Genomic DNA, 17,152 nt, shown 5'->3' on the forward strand with positions numbered 1-17,152 from the left:
TCCCCGGACGCTTTGTGTACCCGTGAGTAATAGGTTTTCCCGCGGCACCCCGCACCGCGCCAGTGTCTGCTGGCCGTAATGGCTCTGGTCTGGGACGACCGGAACGTCCGGTGTCACGCCCCGGTCAGCCGGAATGCGTCGAGAGCGGTGTCGAAGTGACGTTTGGCCTCTGTGCGCGAGGCCACCGGCGAGGAGATCCACACATCGATCATCTTGCCGCCCTCGTCCCAGCTGAGGTCGTAGGTGTAGCGCGCGCCGCCGTCCTGCGCACTGCCGTCCCAGATGAACTCCCAGAGCCCGGCCTGGAGTCCGTTGTGGGTGGTCTCGGTGACCTGGCCCTGGCGGTAGCCGCGGTAGGTGGCCGGGCCCTCCGCGTCCGCCGTGCGCATCGCGCCGAGCGGCCCCTGCGGCACCGGGCTCTGCAACTGCACGCCGATCCGGAACCGCTTGCCCTGGGAGTAGTAGTAGACCCGGTCGTGCTCGTAGGAGCGGGTGAAGCCGTCCGGTACGGCGAGGACGAAGCCGGCCGGGTCGCGGACCTGGCGGTAGCCGGCCGGGAGGGTGCCGGTGGTGCCCGGGGAGGGCCCTGAGGTGACCGGGACGGTGGGGGCCGGTGTGCCCGGGCCCTTGGTCCGCCCGGTGGCCGGACGCTTGGCGGCCCCGGTGTGCGAGGCCTGCTGGGAGCGGCCGCCGGCCTCGTCGGCGGTGTCCTGGTTCATCAGCAGGGCGGTGAGGCCGGCGCCGGCGCCGGCGATCAGCACCACCGCGAGCGCGGTGAGCAGCGCCGTACGGGCACGGCCTGTGTGCGGGCGGGCGGCGGCGGCCAGTGCCCGTTCGTCGAGCGCGTCACGGACCGGCAGGCCCTGGGGGCGGCCGGCCGGACGGCCGCCCGTACGGTCACCGGGCGGCGCGGCGGAGCCGGCGGGCGTACGGCCGGGGCCGGGCGGGACGGCGGGCGGGACGACGGGCGGCCCGCCGACGACCAACGGGGCTTCGCCGGGCGGGTGTTCGCCCGGGCGGACGCCGTCCGGCCCGTCGTACGCAGGGGCATGGGAGCCGGGGCCGCCCGGGCCGCCGGCCACGGCCTCGGCGGCGATGCCCGCGGCCCCGCCTCCGTGGCCGGGCCCCAGGTGTCCGTCCGCCCCGCGCTCGGGGGCGCGGCCCGACCGGAGATAGCCGCGCAGCAGCTGTTCGGTCTCGGCGACGCCCAGTCGGCGCGTCGGGTCGCGCTCCAGGAGGCCGCCGACGACGGCGCGCAACGGGCGTGCGGACTCGGGGAGTTCGATCGCGTCGTACACCACGGCGTGCAGCACCCCTCCCAGTGAGTCGCGGTGGAAGGGTGAGGCACCGCTGAGCGTGGCGCACAGCAGCACCCCGAGCGACCAGAGGTCGGCCTCGGGGCCGGTGCCGCGGCCGGACATCCGCTCCGGGGCGGTGTATTCGGGCGAGCCCACGAAGCCGCCGGCGTCGGTCAGCGTCGTCGCGCCGGGGACCTGGGCGATGCCGAAGTCGGTGAGCACGACCCGGCCGGTGCCCGACTCGAGCAGGACGTTGGCGGGCTTGATGTCGCGGTGCAGCACCCCGCGGGTGTGCGCGGCGTGCAGCGCGCCCAGCAGCGCGACGCCGATCCGGGCCGCCTCACGCGGGGCGACCGGCCCGCCGCTGTCCAGGCGGTCGGCCAGCGACGCGCCCTCCACCAGCTCCATCACGATCCACGGCCGGCCGTCCTGCTCGACGACATCATGGACGACGATCACATTGGGGTGTTTGATCTGGGCCACGGTCCGCGCCTCGCGCATCGCCCGCTCGCGCTGCACCCGCGTCTCGGCCCCGGCCCCCTCGTCCAAGTGGAGCTCTTTTACGGCTACTTGACGGCCCAACAGTTCGTCGGTGGCCCGCCAGACCGTCCCCATGCCGCCGCGTCCCAGTCTGATGTCCAGGCGGTACCGTCCACCGACCAGCTGGCCCTCGCCCCCGAAGATCCCCATGCCTCCATCTTGCCGCACCGGCCCCCGCCGGGGAGGGGCGGCACCCGTGTGCCCGCCCCCTCCGACGGGCATACCGCCGCTGACCTGGCCCTTGCTCCCCGGGCCTCGTTCTCCCCGCCGCCGCCCGCCCGTTGGGGCGGACCGGACGGGCACCCGGGGAGGGGGGCTGGCTACCCTGCTGGAGCCGGCGAGAGGGGGCGGGGCCGTGGAAGCAGTGGTGGCAAGCGTGGTGGCCGTCATCGGCACCCTGCTGGGGTCCGGTATCACCCACTTCTTCCAGAACCGGGCCGCCGACCGCAGCGAGCGGTTCGCCCGCGCGGAACGGCTCCGGCAGGAGCGCATCGACGCGTACTGCGCCTATGCGGGGGCGCTGCTGGACTACCGCCGGATCCTCGTCCACCGCTGGTTCGTGCTGAACGAGGAGGAGCGCTGCGACGAGGACAGCCCCGAGCTGCGCGAGGAGATGTACAAGACCCGCTACACAGCCCAAGAGGCCATGTTCCGGGCGCAGATGGTGACCGACGACCCCGCGGTGCTGGAACGCACCGAGCAGGTGATGGAAGCGGTGACCGAGCTGCACCGGGTACGCGACCGCGACACCCTGGACGACGTACGGGCCGCCACCCGCCAGGGCATAAGGGACTTCATCGCGGCGACGGCACGACATGTGCGCTGAACACACGAATCGCCTCGCACGACACACGGGGTGGAACCTCCACCGGCTCTCCCACCGTCCTTGACACAGTGAGGCTGCCGTACGGGACGGGCCGGTACGGCGCCTGCGACAGGCGGAGCGGGGGTCGGTCATGGTGATGCAGGACGGTGGAACGGTGGACGTCCGGCCTGGCACCGATCCCGGCCGGGCCGCCTCCGAGCACAGCGGCGCCTATCTGGCGACCGGGCTGTCCCTGGCGCTCTACGCCGGCACACTGCTCGCCTGGACGGTGTACGGCATCGCCCAAGCGGACGGCACTCTAGGGGACTTCCTGGAGGGCCTGTTCAACCCGGGCGCCTCCCCCGCCGCCCAGGTGCTCGGCCCCTACGAGTGGTCCTTCACGATCGTGTTCCTGGTGGTCGCCGGGCTGGCGCTGGCGCAGCGGCGGGTGGCCCGCTCCGCCGCGCTGCTGTCGGGCTCTCTGCTGCTCGCGGTCTCACTGCGGGAGGGCCTGGGCCTCTTCGACGGCGGCTACCGCGACCAGTACAGCCATGACCCGCTGGGCGGCTGGGCGCTGGCCACCCGCGGTCTGGGGCTGGTGGTGGCGCTGGTCGTACTGGCCGCGCTGCTCCCGGCCACGGAAGGGCGGCGGGGCCGGCCCGCGGCCGACCGGGAGTCCGCGGGGCCGGACGCCTGGTGGCGCCGCCCGTCCCGCATCTGCGGCGTCCTCTTCCTCCTGATGGGCGTTGCCCGGCTCGGCTGGACCGTACGGGACCTGACGGCCGGCGGAACGGACGTGGCGCACTATCTGCGCGGAGTGGTCGACGGCTCCCTCCTGGGCACGCTGGACCTGGCGACATCCACCGAGTTCACCACCGCCGCCTCGGTGCTCACCCTGCTCACCGTGGGGGTGCTGGCCTTCCGGGGGCGGCGCGATGTCCGGGGCGCCCTGCTGGTGTTCGCCGCCGTCGAGCTGTACCTGACCGTGCGCACGGTGGTCTGGCTGACCGTCACGGACTTCTTCAACCGCTCCTTCGAAACCACCGAGGGCGCGCTGTCCATGGCGACGACGGCCTACGGCTTAGCGGCGATGACGTCGGTGGTGGTGCTGACCACCGGCCGCGGCTTCGGCCCGTACGACGGGGTGCGGGCGGAGAACTTCCGTACGGCGCAGGCGGGGCGCCCGTAGGGCGCTTGCGGGGCACCGGCACTCCCAGGGGTGGGTACTCCCAGGGGGTGCCCGCCCGGCGTCCGCGCCGGATTCGGCGGCGCGGTTTCGGCGGCGCGGTTTAGGCGTTGCGCGGGAGATCCCCCTCCGAACCTCCCCCGCAACGCCAAAAGGCGGCCGCCGCGTGTGGGGGTCGCGGCGGCCGCCGGTGTGAACTGCAACGCGTCCTGGGCTTGTGGCCTCTTCAGTGGTGCAGCATGTGAACAACTCTGCCTGTGGGGGGCTCCTCATGGCATCCTCCCGAGGTCGCGGGCTCACCCCCGCCGCTCGGCGGGGGTGAGGTACGTCGAAGGGCGGGCCCGGGCGACAGGGGTGCGGAGCCGCGCAGCGCCGGGCGGTTCCGCGAGGTCGGACGGGTGTGAACCAGCAGGAAGCAGAAAGGGGCGGCCGGTGATCCGTGTCGCTGTGGTGGACGACGAGCGGCTGGTCAGGTCGGGACTGCGGATGATTCTGGGGACCGCCCCGGACATCGAGATGGTCGCGGACTGCGGTGGCGCGGAGGCCGTGGAGACCGTGCTGCGCTGCGGTGCCGAGGTGGTGCTGCTCGACATCCGGATGCCGGACGTCGACGGGCTGACCGTGCTGCGCGGGCTGCGCGCCGCCCCGGAGCCGCCGGCCGTGGCGATGCTGACCACGTTCGACGCCCAGGAGTATCTGACCGCGGCGCTGCGCGAGGGGGCGGCCGGCTTCCTGCTGAAGGACTCCGACCCGGAGCAACTGGTGGGGGCCGTACGGACGCTGGCGGCCGGTGGCAGCGTGCTGGACCCCGGGGTGACACGGGCGGTGATCGGGGGCTATCTGACCGCCGAGGACCAGGCCGCAGCGGCGAGGGCGGTCAGCGGGCTGACACCGCGGGAGTCGCAGGTGCTGGCCCTGCTCGGCGAGGGGCTGGGCAACGCCCAGATAGCCGACCGGATGGGGCTGGCCCCCAGTACGGTCAAGGACCATGTACGCGCCCTGCTGGGCAAATTGGGCGGCATCAACCGGATACAGGCGGCGATCGTCGCCGACCGGGCGGGCCTGGTGACGGGGACCCCGCGGGGTGCCTGGTGACCTCCGCGGGCGGGCGGCTGCTCGCGCGCGGTGCGGCGGCCGGGCGGGCGTTCGCACGGGGGCCGCTGGGGCGGCGGCTGCGGCGGATCGCCCCTGTGGTGGTGCCGGTGCTGCTGGCGATCGCCGACGCGGTCCTGGTCAACGGGCTGGAACTCGCCCTGGAGCTGGGCGCTTCGGCGGTCGCCGCGGCGGCCCTGCTGCTGCGCCGCCGCTTCCCGCTGCTGGTCTTCCTCTTCACCCTGCCCGGGCTGTACATCGGCTACATCTGGTTCGCGCCGATGATCGGGCTCTACACGCTGGCCGTCCGGCGGCCGGGGCGGGCGAGGCTGGGGATCTGCGCGGTGCTGCTGATCGCCGCGCACTTCTTCCCGTACCCGATCTCCGACTTCGAACTCAGCGCGTACCGCGAGAACACCCTGGTACTGATCGACGCCTGCGTCACCTCGGCCGCGCCGATCGCACTGGGCCTGCTGATGCGCACCCGCCGGGAACTCGCCTCCCGCGTCGAGGACCTGACCCGCAGTCTGCGCCGTGAGGACCGGCTGCTGGCGGACCGGGTCAAGACCACCGAACGCGCCCGGCTCGCCCGGGAGATGCACGATGTGGTCGCCCATCAGGTCAGCCTGATCAGCCTCCAGGCGGGGGCGGTGCAGGTCAGTACGGCGGACGAGGCGGCGCGCGCGGGTGCCCGCACGATCCGGGAGCTGTCCGTACGGACTCTGGAGGAGCTGCGGCACATGGTCGGGGTGCTGCGCGCGGACGGCGACGACGCGGCGGAGGCGCGCGGGCTCGCACCGCAGCCCGATCTGGAGGAGCTGCCGCGGCTGATCGAGATGAGCGCGCTCGATGTGACGTACGAGGGCGGTGTGGTGGCCGATGCGAAGGGGGCGAAGACCGTGGAGCGGGCAGCGTTCCGCACGGTGCAGGAGGCGCTCACCAACGTCCGCAAGCATGCGCCCGGGGCGCGGGTCCGGGTGCGGGTCGATCCGGTGGACACGGGGCTGCGGGTGGAGATACGCAACGGTCCGGCGGACGCCTCGGCGCCGGTCCCCGTGCTTCCGGGGGGCGGCCACGGCCTGGTGGGGCTGCGCGAGCGCGCACAGAGCCTCGGCGGGACGCTGGAGGCGCGTCACACGTCCGACGGCGGCTTCGTCGTCCGGGCGGAATTCCCGTACGGAGCCGGACAAAAAGGGTGAAGGCGGGCGAAAGCGTGGCGCGAGGGAGGTCGGCCCGTGGGGTCGTCCGGCCGCGTCAGGCGGAGAGCGGTGCGGCGGCCTCGTCGACGGCGGTGTGCAGATCCGGATAGACCTCGAAGAGCCGGCGTACACCGAGCGCGGCCAGGACCCGGTTGACGTGCGAACCGTCGACGGCGCCCTGGGCAGGGAGGATCAGCCGCAGCCGCCCCTGACAGGAGCGCATCAGACGGCGGGCGGCGATCAGTACGCCGACGCCGCTGGAATCGCAGAACCGGACCTCGGAGAGGTCGAGTACGAGGGATCTCCGGCCCTCCGCCACCGCGTCGTGCACGTGCTGGCGCACCGCAGGCGACGTGACCAGGTCCATCTCACCGGAGACCTGGAGTACCGCCCAGCGGCCCTGTTCGTCCTCTGCCACCTTCAACGACACGCGCTCGAAGCCTTTCGCTCGCTTTCGGACCGGATGTGCCCGGTTGCATCCGGAACTCATCCATCCCCGGTTGCTCGACTGCCCGGCCTCGATCCCCTGAAACACGTGCGTACCCATGGCACGTCCACGGCGCATCCGTGGCGCATCCACGGCGCAACAGGCCGTTCTCCCCAAGGCTATGCCCAGGGACGGCCGTTGTTTCGCCGACACCTGGTCACACCCGGATAACAGATCGACTCATACGAGCACAGACGCTCCACAACGAGCGACATCGAGCAGCTTCGATCGGCCGCTCCGGGGCAGCAGCACCACAGAACGAGGCCGCCCGCCGTCAGGCCACTACCATCCGAATCCCCCGCAGGGCTCGGTTTGCCGCAAAGGAGCGTGCGTTGTCGGACCCCCGCATTACATTCGAGGGCACGGTGGAGTTCTGTGAGCGTGCACACAATCCGGGCGCGGGCGTGTGCAGGAGTGACGGCTGAGGTGTGAGCTCGAAGGCGACGGGCAGGGATGGGGGTCCGATGGGACACGACGCGCCACCGCGCTGGGACAGGCGGATGCAGCAGCGGCTCGCCCGCGGCGAGGCGGCCGCGCTCGGTGAGCTCTACGACCGTTTCGCCTCGCTCGTCCACAGCCTCGCCCACCGCGTCCTGGACGACGAGGACGCCGCCGACCGCGTCACCCGCGAAGTGTTCGCCTACATCTGGGAACACCCGGATTCCTACGACCCCAAACAGGGCCCGCTGCGCTCCTGGGTCGCCGGTGTCACCCGCCATCAGGCCGTCCAGCGGCTGCGTCAGACGGAGGCCGCCTCGGCCCGCGACTGCGGCGACGAGGCGCCCGCGCCCGCCGAGACGGAGCAGAAGATCCGCGAGGCCTCCACCGCGGCCCGCGCCGACTACATCGTCACCTCCATGCCCGCGCCGACTACATCGTCACCTCCATGCCCGCGCCGCTGCGGGACGCCCTGGAATTGGCGTACTTCCAGCGCCGGGACTACCGCCAGACCGCCGCCGACCTCGGCGTCACCGAGGACGAGGCCAGGCGCCGGCTCCGTCTGGGCCTCCAACTGCTGTCCACCGCCCACAACCACCAGACCGTGCCGCCCGCCCACCGCACGACGTACGCGTCGAGCACGGTGCGCGCCACCCCTGTGGCGCCCCGTGCGCCACGCCCGCCGCACACCCGGCGCAGCGGCCCGGGCTCCTCCGCACCGCCCGGCCCGGGCCACGGACGGGCGCTGTGAACGGCCCGGACAAGTGGGACGGCCGCGAGCTCCCCGGCAGCCCCGGTGAACGGCCGCGCATACCGGCACCACGGGCCGCCGCCGAGGACCACGGCCCGCTGCCCGATCTCCCTCCCGCTCCGCTCGGCGATCCGGCGGACGATGCGGAAGCGGCCGGCCCCCGGCCCGACGACGCCCCGCAGCTCGGCTCCTGGCCCGACGACGCCCCGCAGGCCGGCACCCAGCCCGACGACGACGCACAGGCCGACCTCCGGCCCGAGGACGTCCCGCGCTCCGGCCCCCGGCCCGAACCGGAAGCCGAGCCCGTGGCCGACCCGGAAGCCGAGCGCGTGGCCGACCCCGTGACCGAGCCCGTGACCGAGCCCGCCACCGAGCCCATGGCCGACCCCGCACCCGCCCCGCTGTCCGCGCCGATGCCCGCCCCGCCGCACCGCGTCCTCAAGTCGCTGCTCGGCGCCTGGGCGCTGTCGGCCTGCTCCGCCGAGGAGACCGCCGCCGTCGAGGAGCATCTGACCGACTGCGCCACCTGCGCCGACGAGGCACTGCGACTGCGCGATGCGGTCGGGCTGCTGCACCCCGCCGACAGCCTCGACCTCGATCCCCTGCTGCGCTCCCGCGTCCTGGAGGGCTGCCTGGGCCGCCGCCCGGCCCGTATCCCGGTGCCCGAGTGGGCGGTTCCGTATGACGCCGAGACCGCCAAACTGGATGCGCTGCTGCGCGACATGGGGAAATCGGAGTGGCGCGCCCCGGTGCGGCTGCGCTGGTTCGAGGGCGAGCGCCCGGTGGAACGGGAGACCACCGTCGCCGGGGTCATAGGGCATCTGATGGCGGTGGACGGCCTGGTCGCCACCGCGCTCGGCCTCCCCGACCCGCTCGGCACGGCGGCGCCGCCCGGCACCCCGGCGCCCCTCGTCCGCACGGAGACGCTCTGGCGGGCGGCCGACGAGGCACAGAGCCCGACGGCCACGCACGGACCATGGCGCGACCAGAGCTACTCCCTGATACGGCAGGTGTCGTTCGCCGGCAGCAAGGTCGCCGAACTCGCGGTGCCGTACGGGGACTTCAGACTCGCCCTGCGCGATGCGTTCCTGGACCGCGCCTTCGAGTGCTGGGTGCACGCCGGCGATATCGCGGAGGCGGTGGACTATCCGTACGAGGCCCCGGCCGCCGCGCATCTCCACCGCATGGTCGACCTGGCCGCCCGGCTGCTGCCCAGCGCACTGGCCGACCGCCGCAGGGCGGGGCTCGCCTCACCGCCGCAGCGGCTGGTGGAGGCCGGCGCCCCGGGCCGTACGCTCCATCTGGAGGTCGAGGGCAACGGCGGCGGCCACTGGTACATAGCGCTGGACTCGCCGGCCGCCCTCGGCACACCGGACCACATCGTCGCGCACATCGCCCTGGACAGCGCCGAGTTCTGCCAGCTGGCCGCCGGCCATATCTCCCCCGCGGAGGCCGCAGCGGGGCAGCACGGCGAGCGCGACGCGATCCGCGATGTCCTCTTCGCGACCGCGTCGCTGTCCCGTCTGTGAGGCCTGCCGGCCGGTGAGCCGTCCTGGGCGGGCCGGTGGGCTGCCCTAGGCGAAGACGACGGTCCGGCTGCCGTTGAGCAGCACGCGGTGCTCGCTGTGCCACTTCACGGCCCGCGCCAGGGCCTGGCACTCGACGTCCCGGCCGATCGCCACGAGCTGGTCCGGCGTGACCTCATGGCCGACGCGCTCGACCTCCTGCTCGATGATCGGGCCCTCGTCGAGGTCCGCGGTGACGTAGTGCGCGGTGGCACCGATGAGCTTCACACCGCGGGCGTGCGCCTGGTGGTACGGCTTGGCGCCCTTGAAGCTCGGCAGGAAGGAGTGGTGGATATTGATGATCCGGCCGGACAGCGCCTTGCACAGATCGTCGGAGAGCACCTGCATATAGCGGGCGAGGACCACCAGCTCGACGTTCTCCGCCTCCACCAGCTCCAGCAGCTGCGCCTCGGCCTGCGCCTTGGTGTCGCGGGTGACCGGAATGTGGTGGAAGGGGATGTCGTACGAGCCGACCAGCTCGGCGAAGTCCGTGTGGTTGGAGACCACTGCCGCGATCTCGACCGGCAGCGCACCGATCCGGGAGCGGAAGAGCAGATCGTTCAGGCAGTGCCCGAACTTGGACACCATCAGGATGACCCGCATCTTCTCGTCGGCGCGGTGGATCTGCCAGTCCATGCCGAAGGAGTCGCCCACCGCCGCGAAGCTGGCCCGCAGCTTGTCCAGGCTCACCGAGGTGTCCGCGCTGAAGTGGACCCGCATGAAGAACAGCCCGGTGTCGTGGTCGCCGAACTGCTGGCTGTCCTCGATGTTGCAGCCGGTGATGAAGAGGTAGCTGGAGACGGCGTGCACGATCCCCTGCTTGTCCGGGCAGGACAGCGTCAGGACGTACTGGTCGTTCCGGCCGTGGTGATCAGGCTGACCGGGCTGGGTGGGCTGCGACTCGCTCATGACCTCATAGGGTCGCACACCCGCGGAGCAGGTCAGGCGGGGGCTTCCGCCTGACCGGTCATGATGGCCAGCACCTCCAGCGAGCGCGGCGGGGCATCGGGGTCCTCGCCGTCCGCCGCCGCCAGCCGCACATGGGCCTCCCGGGCCGCCCGTACGGCCTCCGGCCAGCCCTGGTGCGCCATGTACGCGGTGACCGGGGCGTCCGCGCCGACCTGGTGCATGATCCGCAGCACCCGCAGGACGGCGACATCGACCAGCTGTGCTTCCTGGGCGTCACGGAAGATCGTGCCGACGTACTTGTCGGCGGACCAGTTGTCCAGCCAGGTGTCCTCGACGAGCCGGTAGACGGCGTCGGTGACGTCTCCGTAACCTGGCCGGCCGGCCAGCCAGGTCTCCTGCTGGAATACGGGGTCGGAGAGCATGTGCAGCGCAGAGCGCACATTGCTGCGCCAGCGCCACCACGGCATGTCGTTGAGTGGCATGCCGCCCATGGTGGTCGAGCGACGGCCTCGACGGGAAGACTTCTCCGAACCCTGCACAGCAGTCGATCGTACGTTCCGCGCAAACGATCTCGAGCAGCCCCCCGGAGTTCACCTCGACGTCACCATCCGTTATCCCTTCGTCACTCACACGTTCCGGGCAGGACGGAAGGCTGCGGTGCCATGACCGGACGGCGACGCTCCTCCTCCCGCCCTTTCCGACGTGCTCCCGCGGTCGTCATCACCGCCGTGGTGGTGTCGGGGGCGGCCATCGCCTCGCTGCTCGCGGCCTGCGGCTCCCTCCCCGGATCGGGGGATTCCGGGGAGAAGGAGCCGCTCACGGTGATGACCTGGGCGCCGGAGGACACCAAGGCGACCAATATGCCGGGAATGCCGGCCATGGCGCAGGCGTACGCCCGCTGGGTCAACTCCCAGGGCGGCATCAAGGGCCACCACCTGCGGGTGCTGACCTGCAACGAGCGCAACGACTCGGTGTCCGCGGCGCAGTGCGCGCAGCGCGCGGTGGACAACGACGCGGTCGCCGTGGTCGGCTCCTACAGCCAGTTCGGCCGGCAGTTCATGTCGCCGCTGGAGGTCAAGGGCATCCCCTTCATCGGCGGTTACGGCGCCTCCGACGAGGAGTTCGAGAGCCCGCTGTCCTACCCCGTCAACGGCGGCCAGGCGTCCCTGCTGGCCGGGAACGGCCGCCAGTTGGCGCGGGACTGCCGGCGCGTCGCGCTGGTCCGCCCGGACACCATCCAGGGCGACAAGATGCCGTCCCTGCTCAACTCCGGCCTCCAGAGCGGCAGCCGCAAGCCGGCCAAGGACATCAAGGCGCCCGAGGACGGCACCGACTACTCGCCGCAGGTGACCCGCGCCCTGGACGAGGTGGGCGCGGACCCGGCCGTCTACGGGACGTCCGAGGCCGGCGGCAAGGCGCCCGGCTCCTGTGTGACCGCCTCGCTCGGCGACCACACGGACGCGTTCTTCGACTCGTTCCGGCGCCTCCAGGAGGACGGCCCCAGGGTCCGGGTCGCCTCCGTACTCGGCAGCGTCGGCCAGGCGCTGGTCAACCGTACGGGCGGCCGGTCAGGACCGCTGGAGGGCGCGGACATCACCGGCTGGTACCCGGTCGCCGACGACCCCCGCTGGAATCCGATGCGCAAGGTCATCACCGACTTCGCCTTCGACGACAACCGCATCGACCCCGCCGACCAGGGCGTCCAGACCACGTGGATCGCCTACACCGTGCTGCGCGCCCTGATCGAGCAGCTCGACGACGAGGGCGTCGAGGACATCACCCCGCACAGCCTTCAGGCGGCCCTCGACGGCGGCGGCCGCGCCATCGACACCGGCGGGCTGACCCCGAAACTGCGCTGGCGCGACGACGACATGCTGGCCGTCCAGGACTTCCCGCGCATCGTCAACGGAATGGTGACGTACCAGGTCGTACGGGACGGCGAACTGGTCGCCGCCCAGGACGGCTTCGTGAACGTCACCAGGACGCTGGAACGGCGCCGGACGGACGGCTGAACCGGGGCGCCCGGTCGGGGCCGCTCCCCCGCGCGGGCCGCGCGGAGGTGCCCGGTGCCGGGTGCGTACCGGCTCTCAGAGCTGTTCGGGGCGGCGTTCCGTCAGGCCGTACTTCTGGGCGAGGGGGTTCCAGATCTGTGCGGCCTGCTTCTTGGCCTGGGTGGCCTGGCCGCTGGCGGCGTTGCCCTGGGCGGTCTGCCCGGTGAGCCGGGCCTTGCCCTTGTGGCAGCCCTTCTTGCCGCCGACCTGGCCGGCCCAGGCCGCGTAGTGGTTGTCCGCGGCGGCCGAGGACTGCCAGGCCTTGGTCAGCGCCGCGGTCAGCTGCGCATGGTTGGGGATCTTGTCGACGGGCAGCTGCTGGAGCCGCTTGACCAGATCGTTGCGCTGCCCGGCCGCGGCCCGCAGGGCCTTCGCCGCGCCGCCGAGGTTGTCGCAGGACTTGATGCTGTTGACGGCGCCGATCACGGAGGAACGGCTGTTGTTGCTGTCGCCCAGCAGCGCGTCCAGGGCCTTGGCCTGGGCCTCGGCGGGGTCGGTGGTCGGCTTCGGCTCGTCCTTCTCCTTCGCGGCCGTGGTCGCGCCGCTTGTGGAGCCCTTCTTCTCGGTGTCGTCGCTGCCGCCGCTCAGCGCCCAGCCGACGCCGAGGCCGGCGCCCGCGAGCACCACGACGATGATGCCGATGAGCGCCGCCGGGGCGAGCCGGCCGCGCCGGCCGCCGCCGTCCTCCTCGTAGGAGGGCTGCTGGTCATAGCCGCCACCGGGCGGGAACTGCTGGCCATGGCCCTGGCCCGGTCCGCCGTACGGCGGCCGGCCCGGGTCCTCGAAGCGGGGCAGCTGCGCGGTGGAGTCCGGCGAGGCGGGCTGCTGCGCGGCCGGCCCGTCGCGGAACAGACCGTCGAACTCGGCGGGCGTCGGGCGGTCTCCGGGGGCACCCGGACGGACACCGAAGGGCGCGCCCGGAGGCGGGGTCGGCCCACCGGCGCCCACCGGGGAGATGAGCTGGGTCGCCTCGGAATCGCCCCCCGCGCCGGCGCCCGGCATCGGCTGGGACTGCTGCATGGGCTGGGACGGGCTCTGGGGCCTGCCCTGGCCCGGCTTCACGGCGCGCAGCATCGTGGTGGACTCGTCGGGTGTCTCGGGCCGCGTGGCGCCCTCGGGCGGCAGCGCGCCGCCAGGGCCGCCGGAGCGGTCGTTGAAGGGCGGGATGACCGTGGTGGCCTCCGCGTCGTTCGCGGCGGGCGGCAGCGGCGCCCCGGTCTGCGGGGTGGCCCGCACCAGCTCCCCGGAGGGGCCCTGCTGGGGCTGCGGCTCGTGGCCGTACGGCTGCGGTGCGGGCTGCTGGCCGGCCGGCGCGTACGGCTGGCCCCCGTAGGAGGGGTTCTCGGGCGGCAGCGCCCCGGGCGCGCCCGGCTGCGGCGGTGCCTGCTGGGGCATCGACGGCGGCAGCGGCGGCGGGCCCTGGGGCGCGTGACCCTGGGGCGGTTGCGGGAACCCCTGGCCGCCCTGGGGCTGCGACGGGTACTGCGGCTGGCCCGGCGACTGGGACGGGGGCTGCGCCTGCGGCGGGCCGGCCTGGGAGGCCTGTGCCGGGGGCTGGCCGTAGCCCTGCTGCCCGCCGTAGCCCTGCGGCTCGGCGGGCGGCTGCCCGTAGCCCTGCTGCCCGTACGGCTGCGGGGCGGCGCCGGGCTCGGGGGCGGCCTGCTGGCCGGGCCCCCAGGGCTGTCCCCACGGCTGTCCGGCCGAGGGGGCGGCCTGCTGGTCGGGGACGTACGGCTCACCGTTAGCGGGCAGCACAATGCCCTCTCGCGCGGGGCCGGCCGCAGAATTCTGCGGGTCGGGACCCTGTCCGCTCTGCGTCACCGTGACTCCTACCAACGTGCAGACCTACGGAATCGTCGGCTGCACGCTACCGGTTCGCAGCGACGTTCGACCACGTCGCCTGGTCACCGCCCCCGGCACACCGCCGGGCCCGCCCCGGCCCGCCCCCTCCCGTGAGGCCGTTCTCACACCGCCACGGCCTGCCGCACACCAGATGTCCCGGTTCATACCGCGGCGGCTCGACGGCACACCGCCGCGGTATCGCTCAGGCGGCCGTGGCCCGCAGGTCCAGCCGTGCGCTGAACTCCCGCACCACCGGTTCGTCCCGATATGGCTCCAGACGCAGCTGGAAGTCCTCCAGATACTCCGAACCACGGTCCGACCGCAGCCCGCTCAGCAGCTCCACCGCCTGGGTACCCGTATGGCAGGCCTGCTCGACCTCGCGCTGCTGGGCCTGGGCACCGGCCAGCAGCAGCAGACCGATGGCGCGGCGCCGTGCCCGTCCTTCCGGGTGCCGGTCGAGTGCCTCCTGCGCGCGCTGGGCCGCGGGCGCTGGCTGCCCCAGGTCCCGGTGGCAGTGCGCGAGTTCGTCGGCCAGATAGGCCTGGTCGAAGTGGGCGATCCACACGGGGTCGTCCCCCGAGTCGGCGGCCCCTTCGGCGCGCTCCATCGCGGCCACCGCCCGGCCGGCCACCGCCTGGAAGGCCCGGCCGTCGCCCATCAGGGCGTGCCCGCGCGCCTCCGCCGCGCAGAACATCGCCTCGGTGCGCGGGGTGACATGCCCGCGGGCGCCTTCCTGTGCGGCGCGGGCGAGTTGGGCGATCTCTCTCGGGTTGCCGAGCGCGGCGGCGAGGTGGCTCATGCTCGCGGCGAGCACATAGCCGCCGTAGCCGCGGTCGTCGGCCGCCTGGGCCAGCCGCAGCGCCTGGATGTAGTAGCGCTGCGCGAGGCCGGGCTGACCGGTGTCGACGGCCATGTAGCCGCCCAGTTCCGTCAACCGCGCGACGGCGGCGAAGAGTTCACGCCCCACGGACTCGCGGTACGAGCCGGCGAGCAGCCCGGAGACGACACTGTTGAGGTAGTGCACCACCACGGGCCGGACGTGGCCCGCGCCGAAGCGGTGGTCGAGCTCGCTGAGCGCCGTGGTCATGGCGCGGACCGCCTCGACGTCCGAGACCCCCACCCGGGCGCCGGCGTTCCGGGCGACCTGGGAGTCCGCACCGGTGATCAACCAGTCGCGGCTGGGCTCCACGAGGGCCGAGGCCGCGACCGTCGAGCCACTGAGGAAGTCGCGCCGTCCGACATCGCTGCGCCACAGCTCACAGACCTGCTCGATCGCCCCCAGTACGGTCGGTGAGAACTGAAGGCCCACCCCGGACGCGAGGTTCTTTCCGTCGGCCATCCCGATCTCGTCGATGGTGACCGTGCGCCCCAGTTTGCGGCCCAGTGCCTCGGCGATGACGGCCGGGGCACGGCCGCGTGGCTGCTGTCCGCGGAGCCAACGGGCCACCGAGGTCTTGTCGTAGCGCAGGTCGAGTCCGTGTTCCGCGCCGCACATGTTGACGCGGCGGGCGAGCCCCGCATTGGAGCACGCGGCCTCCTGGATGAGCGCCTGCAGCCGCTCATTGGGCTGCCGCGCGACGAGTGGCCTGGCGGCCATGCTTGTACCCCCTGATTGCTGCTGCGCGTTCACCGTCGAACGCCGTCCCCCGTGATCGATGCCCCGCGCATATCCCGGATATCCGAGAGATCCCGGATACGTGCGATAGGCAGGATCGGAGCGATAAGTGCTTTGCAACGGATGCCGATTAGTGAGCGGTTTGTGCCACCTTCGGGACATCACATGCGCAGCGCGCTCGCCGGGGACGGGCTCGGCGGTGTCCGTGCAGGGAGAGCGGCGCCGTCGTACAGGGCCTCCCCCTCATGCACCACGGCCTGCCGCCGGGCGGCCTCTCCGCCCGTCAAGCTGGTGGCTACCCGCTTCCCGGGCCCCGCCCGCATGCGCGCCCCCACCGGTGCACCCATGCGCCCCACGTGCGAGAACTATGCGCCGGGGAGTTCATCCATTCGGGCGTAACCCTTGGTGACACGGAGAGTTGTCCTCTGCGTGGAAGACACCATAGGAGTCACAGGAGCCGCGCAGATCCCCAAGCAGCGCGGCGAGCAGCTGCTCGAAACTGCGGTGCGTTACGCGGAAGAACGGCATTGGGACGTGTTCCCCGGCGCATGGCTGGAGCACGACGGCGAGAGGCCGCGCTGCTCGTGCGGCGCCGATGACTGCGCTGCGCCCGGTGCGCACCCCACCGCACCCGGCTGGGCCGGACTGGCCAGCGGCAGCGCGACCGCGGTCCGCCGTATGTGGAGCAAGCAGCCGCGCTCCTCCATCCTGCTGCCGACGGGCCGGACCTTCGAAGCGCTCGATGTGCCCGAGACGGCGGGCTGCCTGGCGCTGGCCCGTATGGAGCGGATGGGGCTGACGCTCGGCCCGGTCACCCGCACACCGGACCGCCGGATGCTCTTCCTCGTCCTGCCCGGTGCCTCGGTGAAGGTCCCCGCTCTCGTACGGGCCATCGGCTGGTCACCGGCCGGCCTCGATCTGATCTGCCGCGGTGAGGGCGAGTACATCGCCGCACCGCCGACCCGGGTGGGCTCGCACGGCTCGGTGCAGTGGGCGCGCCGCCCCACCGCCACCAACCGCTGGCTGCCGGACGCCGAGGAGCTGATCAGTCCGCTCGCGTACGCCTGCGCCCAGGACGCGGTGGCGAAACGCGGTCGCTGACCGGGGCGGGGCGGCGAAGGCGTCGCCCGGTGCGCGACCGCCGCCCGGATTGTCGGTGCCTGCTCGTATCGTGGGACGACGGACGGGGGCCAGGGGGGCTCCTGCGGGGACGTCGGAGGGCAGGACCGGTGGCCAACGAGCCGCAACACAACGAGGAGCGGGGCGCGCCGCAGCAGCAGGCCGGGGGCGCACCGGCATCGGCGCCGCAGGCATCGGCCCCCTCTCCGGGCGGGCCGGCCACGGCCCCCGGTGGTGCCGCGGCCGGCCCGCCCG

The 17,152-nt window shown here is 73.1% G+C and carries 13 protein-coding genes and 1 pseudogene; 8 read left to right on the plus strand and 6 right to left on the minus strand.

Annotation, left to right across the window (positions count from 1 at the left end):
- Window positions 1-113 precede the first annotated feature (113 nt).
- Complete coding sequence (locus ACZ55A_RS10745) at window positions 114-1,988, minus strand: serine/threonine-protein kinase (RefSeq protein WP_468837265.1); 1,875 nt, start codon at window positions 1,986-1,988, stop codon at window positions 114-116.
- 205 nt (window positions 1,989-2,193) lie between these two features.
- Here ACZ55A_RS10745 and ACZ55A_RS10750 point away from each other — a divergent pair, with 205 nt between their 5' ends.
- From ACZ55A_RS10750 to ACZ55A_RS10765, 4 genes are all read left to right on the plus strand, one after another.
- Entirely contained in the window at window positions 2,194-2,664 is a 471-nt protein-coding gene (locus tag ACZ55A_RS10750; RefSeq protein WP_468837267.1) for a hypothetical protein, read from the plus strand.
- Window positions 2,665-2,794: 130 nt separating this feature from the next.
- A complete protein-coding gene (locus ACZ55A_RS10755; protein WP_468837270.1) occupies window positions 2,795-3,832 on the plus strand; it encodes a hypothetical protein in 1,038 nt (345 codons plus the stop codon).
- Between the two features lie 429 nt (window positions 3,833-4,261).
- The gene (locus tag ACZ55A_RS10760; protein ID WP_468837273.1) at window positions 4,262-4,924 is read left to right on the plus strand and encodes a response regulator; all 663 of its coding nucleotides are present in this window, start codon (window positions 4,262-4,264) and stop codon (window positions 4,922-4,924) included.
- Between the two features lie 65 nt (window positions 4,925-4,989).
- Window positions 4,990-6,120: a sensor histidine kinase gene (locus ACZ55A_RS10765; RefSeq protein ID WP_468837933.1), complete on the plus strand. Its 1,131-nt coding sequence runs from the start codon at window positions 4,990-4,992 to the stop codon at window positions 6,118-6,120.
- 55 nt (window positions 6,121-6,175) lie between these two features.
- Here ACZ55A_RS10765 and ACZ55A_RS10770 read toward each other — a convergent pair whose 3' ends face one another.
- The gene (locus tag ACZ55A_RS10770; RefSeq protein WP_468837275.1) at window positions 6,176-6,550 is read right to left on the minus strand and encodes an STAS domain-containing protein; all 375 of its coding nucleotides are present in this window, start codon (window positions 6,548-6,550) and stop codon (window positions 6,176-6,178) included.
- Window positions 6,551-7,071: 521 nt separating this feature from the next.
- Between ACZ55A_RS10770 and ACZ55A_RS10775 the strand changes: the two are divergent.
- Both ACZ55A_RS10775 and ACZ55A_RS10780 read left to right on the plus strand, forming a co-directional pair.
- Window positions 7,072-7,640: pseudogene (locus tag ACZ55A_RS10775) on the plus strand (sigma-70 family RNA polymerase sigma factor); the annotation flags it as partial.
- 152 nt (window positions 7,641-7,792) lie between these two features.
- Window positions 7,793-9,325: a zf-HC2 domain-containing protein gene (locus ACZ55A_RS10780; RefSeq protein WP_468837278.1), complete on the plus strand. Its 1,533-nt coding sequence runs from the start codon at window positions 7,793-7,795 to the stop codon at window positions 9,323-9,325.
- 45 nt (window positions 9,326-9,370) lie between these two features.
- Here the strand turns inward: ACZ55A_RS10780 and purU are convergent, their stop codons facing one another.
- Window positions 9,371-10,270, minus strand: coding sequence for a formyltetrahydrofolate deformylase (gene purU / locus ACZ55A_RS10785; protein WP_468837280.1), 900 nt, complete (start codon window positions 10,268-10,270; stop codon window positions 9,371-9,373).
- A gap of 32 nt (window positions 10,271-10,302) precedes the next feature.
- Entirely contained in the window at window positions 10,303-10,761 is a 459-nt protein-coding gene (locus ACZ55A_RS10790; protein WP_468837282.1) for an SCO4402 family protein, read from the minus strand.
- Between the two features lie 171 nt (window positions 10,762-10,932).
- On the opposite strand from ACZ55A_RS10790, the gene ACZ55A_RS10795 reads away from it, so the two are divergent.
- A complete protein-coding gene (locus ACZ55A_RS10795) occupies window positions 10,933-12,282 on the plus strand; it encodes an ABC transporter substrate-binding protein (protein ID WP_468837285.1) in 1,350 nt (449 codons plus the stop codon).
- Between the two features lie 75 nt (window positions 12,283-12,357).
- Here the strand turns inward: ACZ55A_RS10795 and ACZ55A_RS10800 are convergent, their stop codons facing one another.
- Together ACZ55A_RS10800 and ACZ55A_RS10805 are read right to left on the minus strand one after the other, a co-directional pair.
- A complete protein-coding gene (locus ACZ55A_RS10800) occupies window positions 12,358-14,142 on the minus strand; it encodes a hypothetical protein (protein WP_468837287.1) in 1,785 nt (594 codons plus the stop codon).
- A gap of 223 nt (window positions 14,143-14,365) precedes the next feature.
- Window positions 14,366-15,760: a transcriptional regulator gene (locus ACZ55A_RS10805; protein ID WP_468837290.1), complete on the minus strand. Its 1,395-nt coding sequence runs from the start codon at window positions 15,758-15,760 to the stop codon at window positions 14,366-14,368.
- A gap of 447 nt (window positions 15,761-16,207) precedes the next feature.
- Here ACZ55A_RS10805 and ACZ55A_RS10810 point away from each other — a divergent pair, with 447 nt between their 5' ends.
- A complete protein-coding gene (locus tag ACZ55A_RS10810; protein ID WP_468837292.1) occupies window positions 16,208-16,879 on the plus strand; it encodes a bifunctional DNA primase/polymerase in 672 nt (223 codons plus the stop codon).
- The last annotated feature ends 273 nt before the right edge of the window (window positions 16,880-17,152 follow it).

It is taken from the genome of Streptomyces sp. NPDC034111 (assembly GCF_055575375.1).

Excerpts from the sequence above, each read along its gene's own strand:
- ACZ55A_RS10745 (WP_468837265.1), bottom strand. The coding sequence starts at position 1,988 with ATGGGGATCTTCGGGGGCGAGGGCCAGCTGGTCGGTGGACGGTACCGC.
- ACZ55A_RS10790 (WP_468837282.1), bottom strand. The coding sequence starts at position 10,761 with ATGGGCGGCATGCCACTCAACGACATGCCGTGGTGGCGCTGGCGCAGC.
- purU (WP_468837280.1), bottom strand. The coding sequence starts at position 10,270 with ATGAGCGAGTCGCAGCCCACCCAGCCCGGTCAGCCTGATCACCACGGC.
- ACZ55A_RS10805 (WP_468837290.1), bottom strand. The coding sequence starts at position 15,760 with ATGGCCGCCAGGCCACTCGTCGCGCGGCAGCCCAATGAGCGGCTGCAG.
- ACZ55A_RS10795 (WP_468837285.1), top strand. The coding sequence starts at position 10,933 with ATGACCGGACGGCGACGCTCCTCCTCCCGCCCTTTCCGACGTGCTCCC.
- ACZ55A_RS10755 (WP_468837270.1), top strand. The coding sequence starts at position 2,795 with ATGGTGATGCAGGACGGTGGAACGGTGGACGTCCGGCCTGGCACCGAT.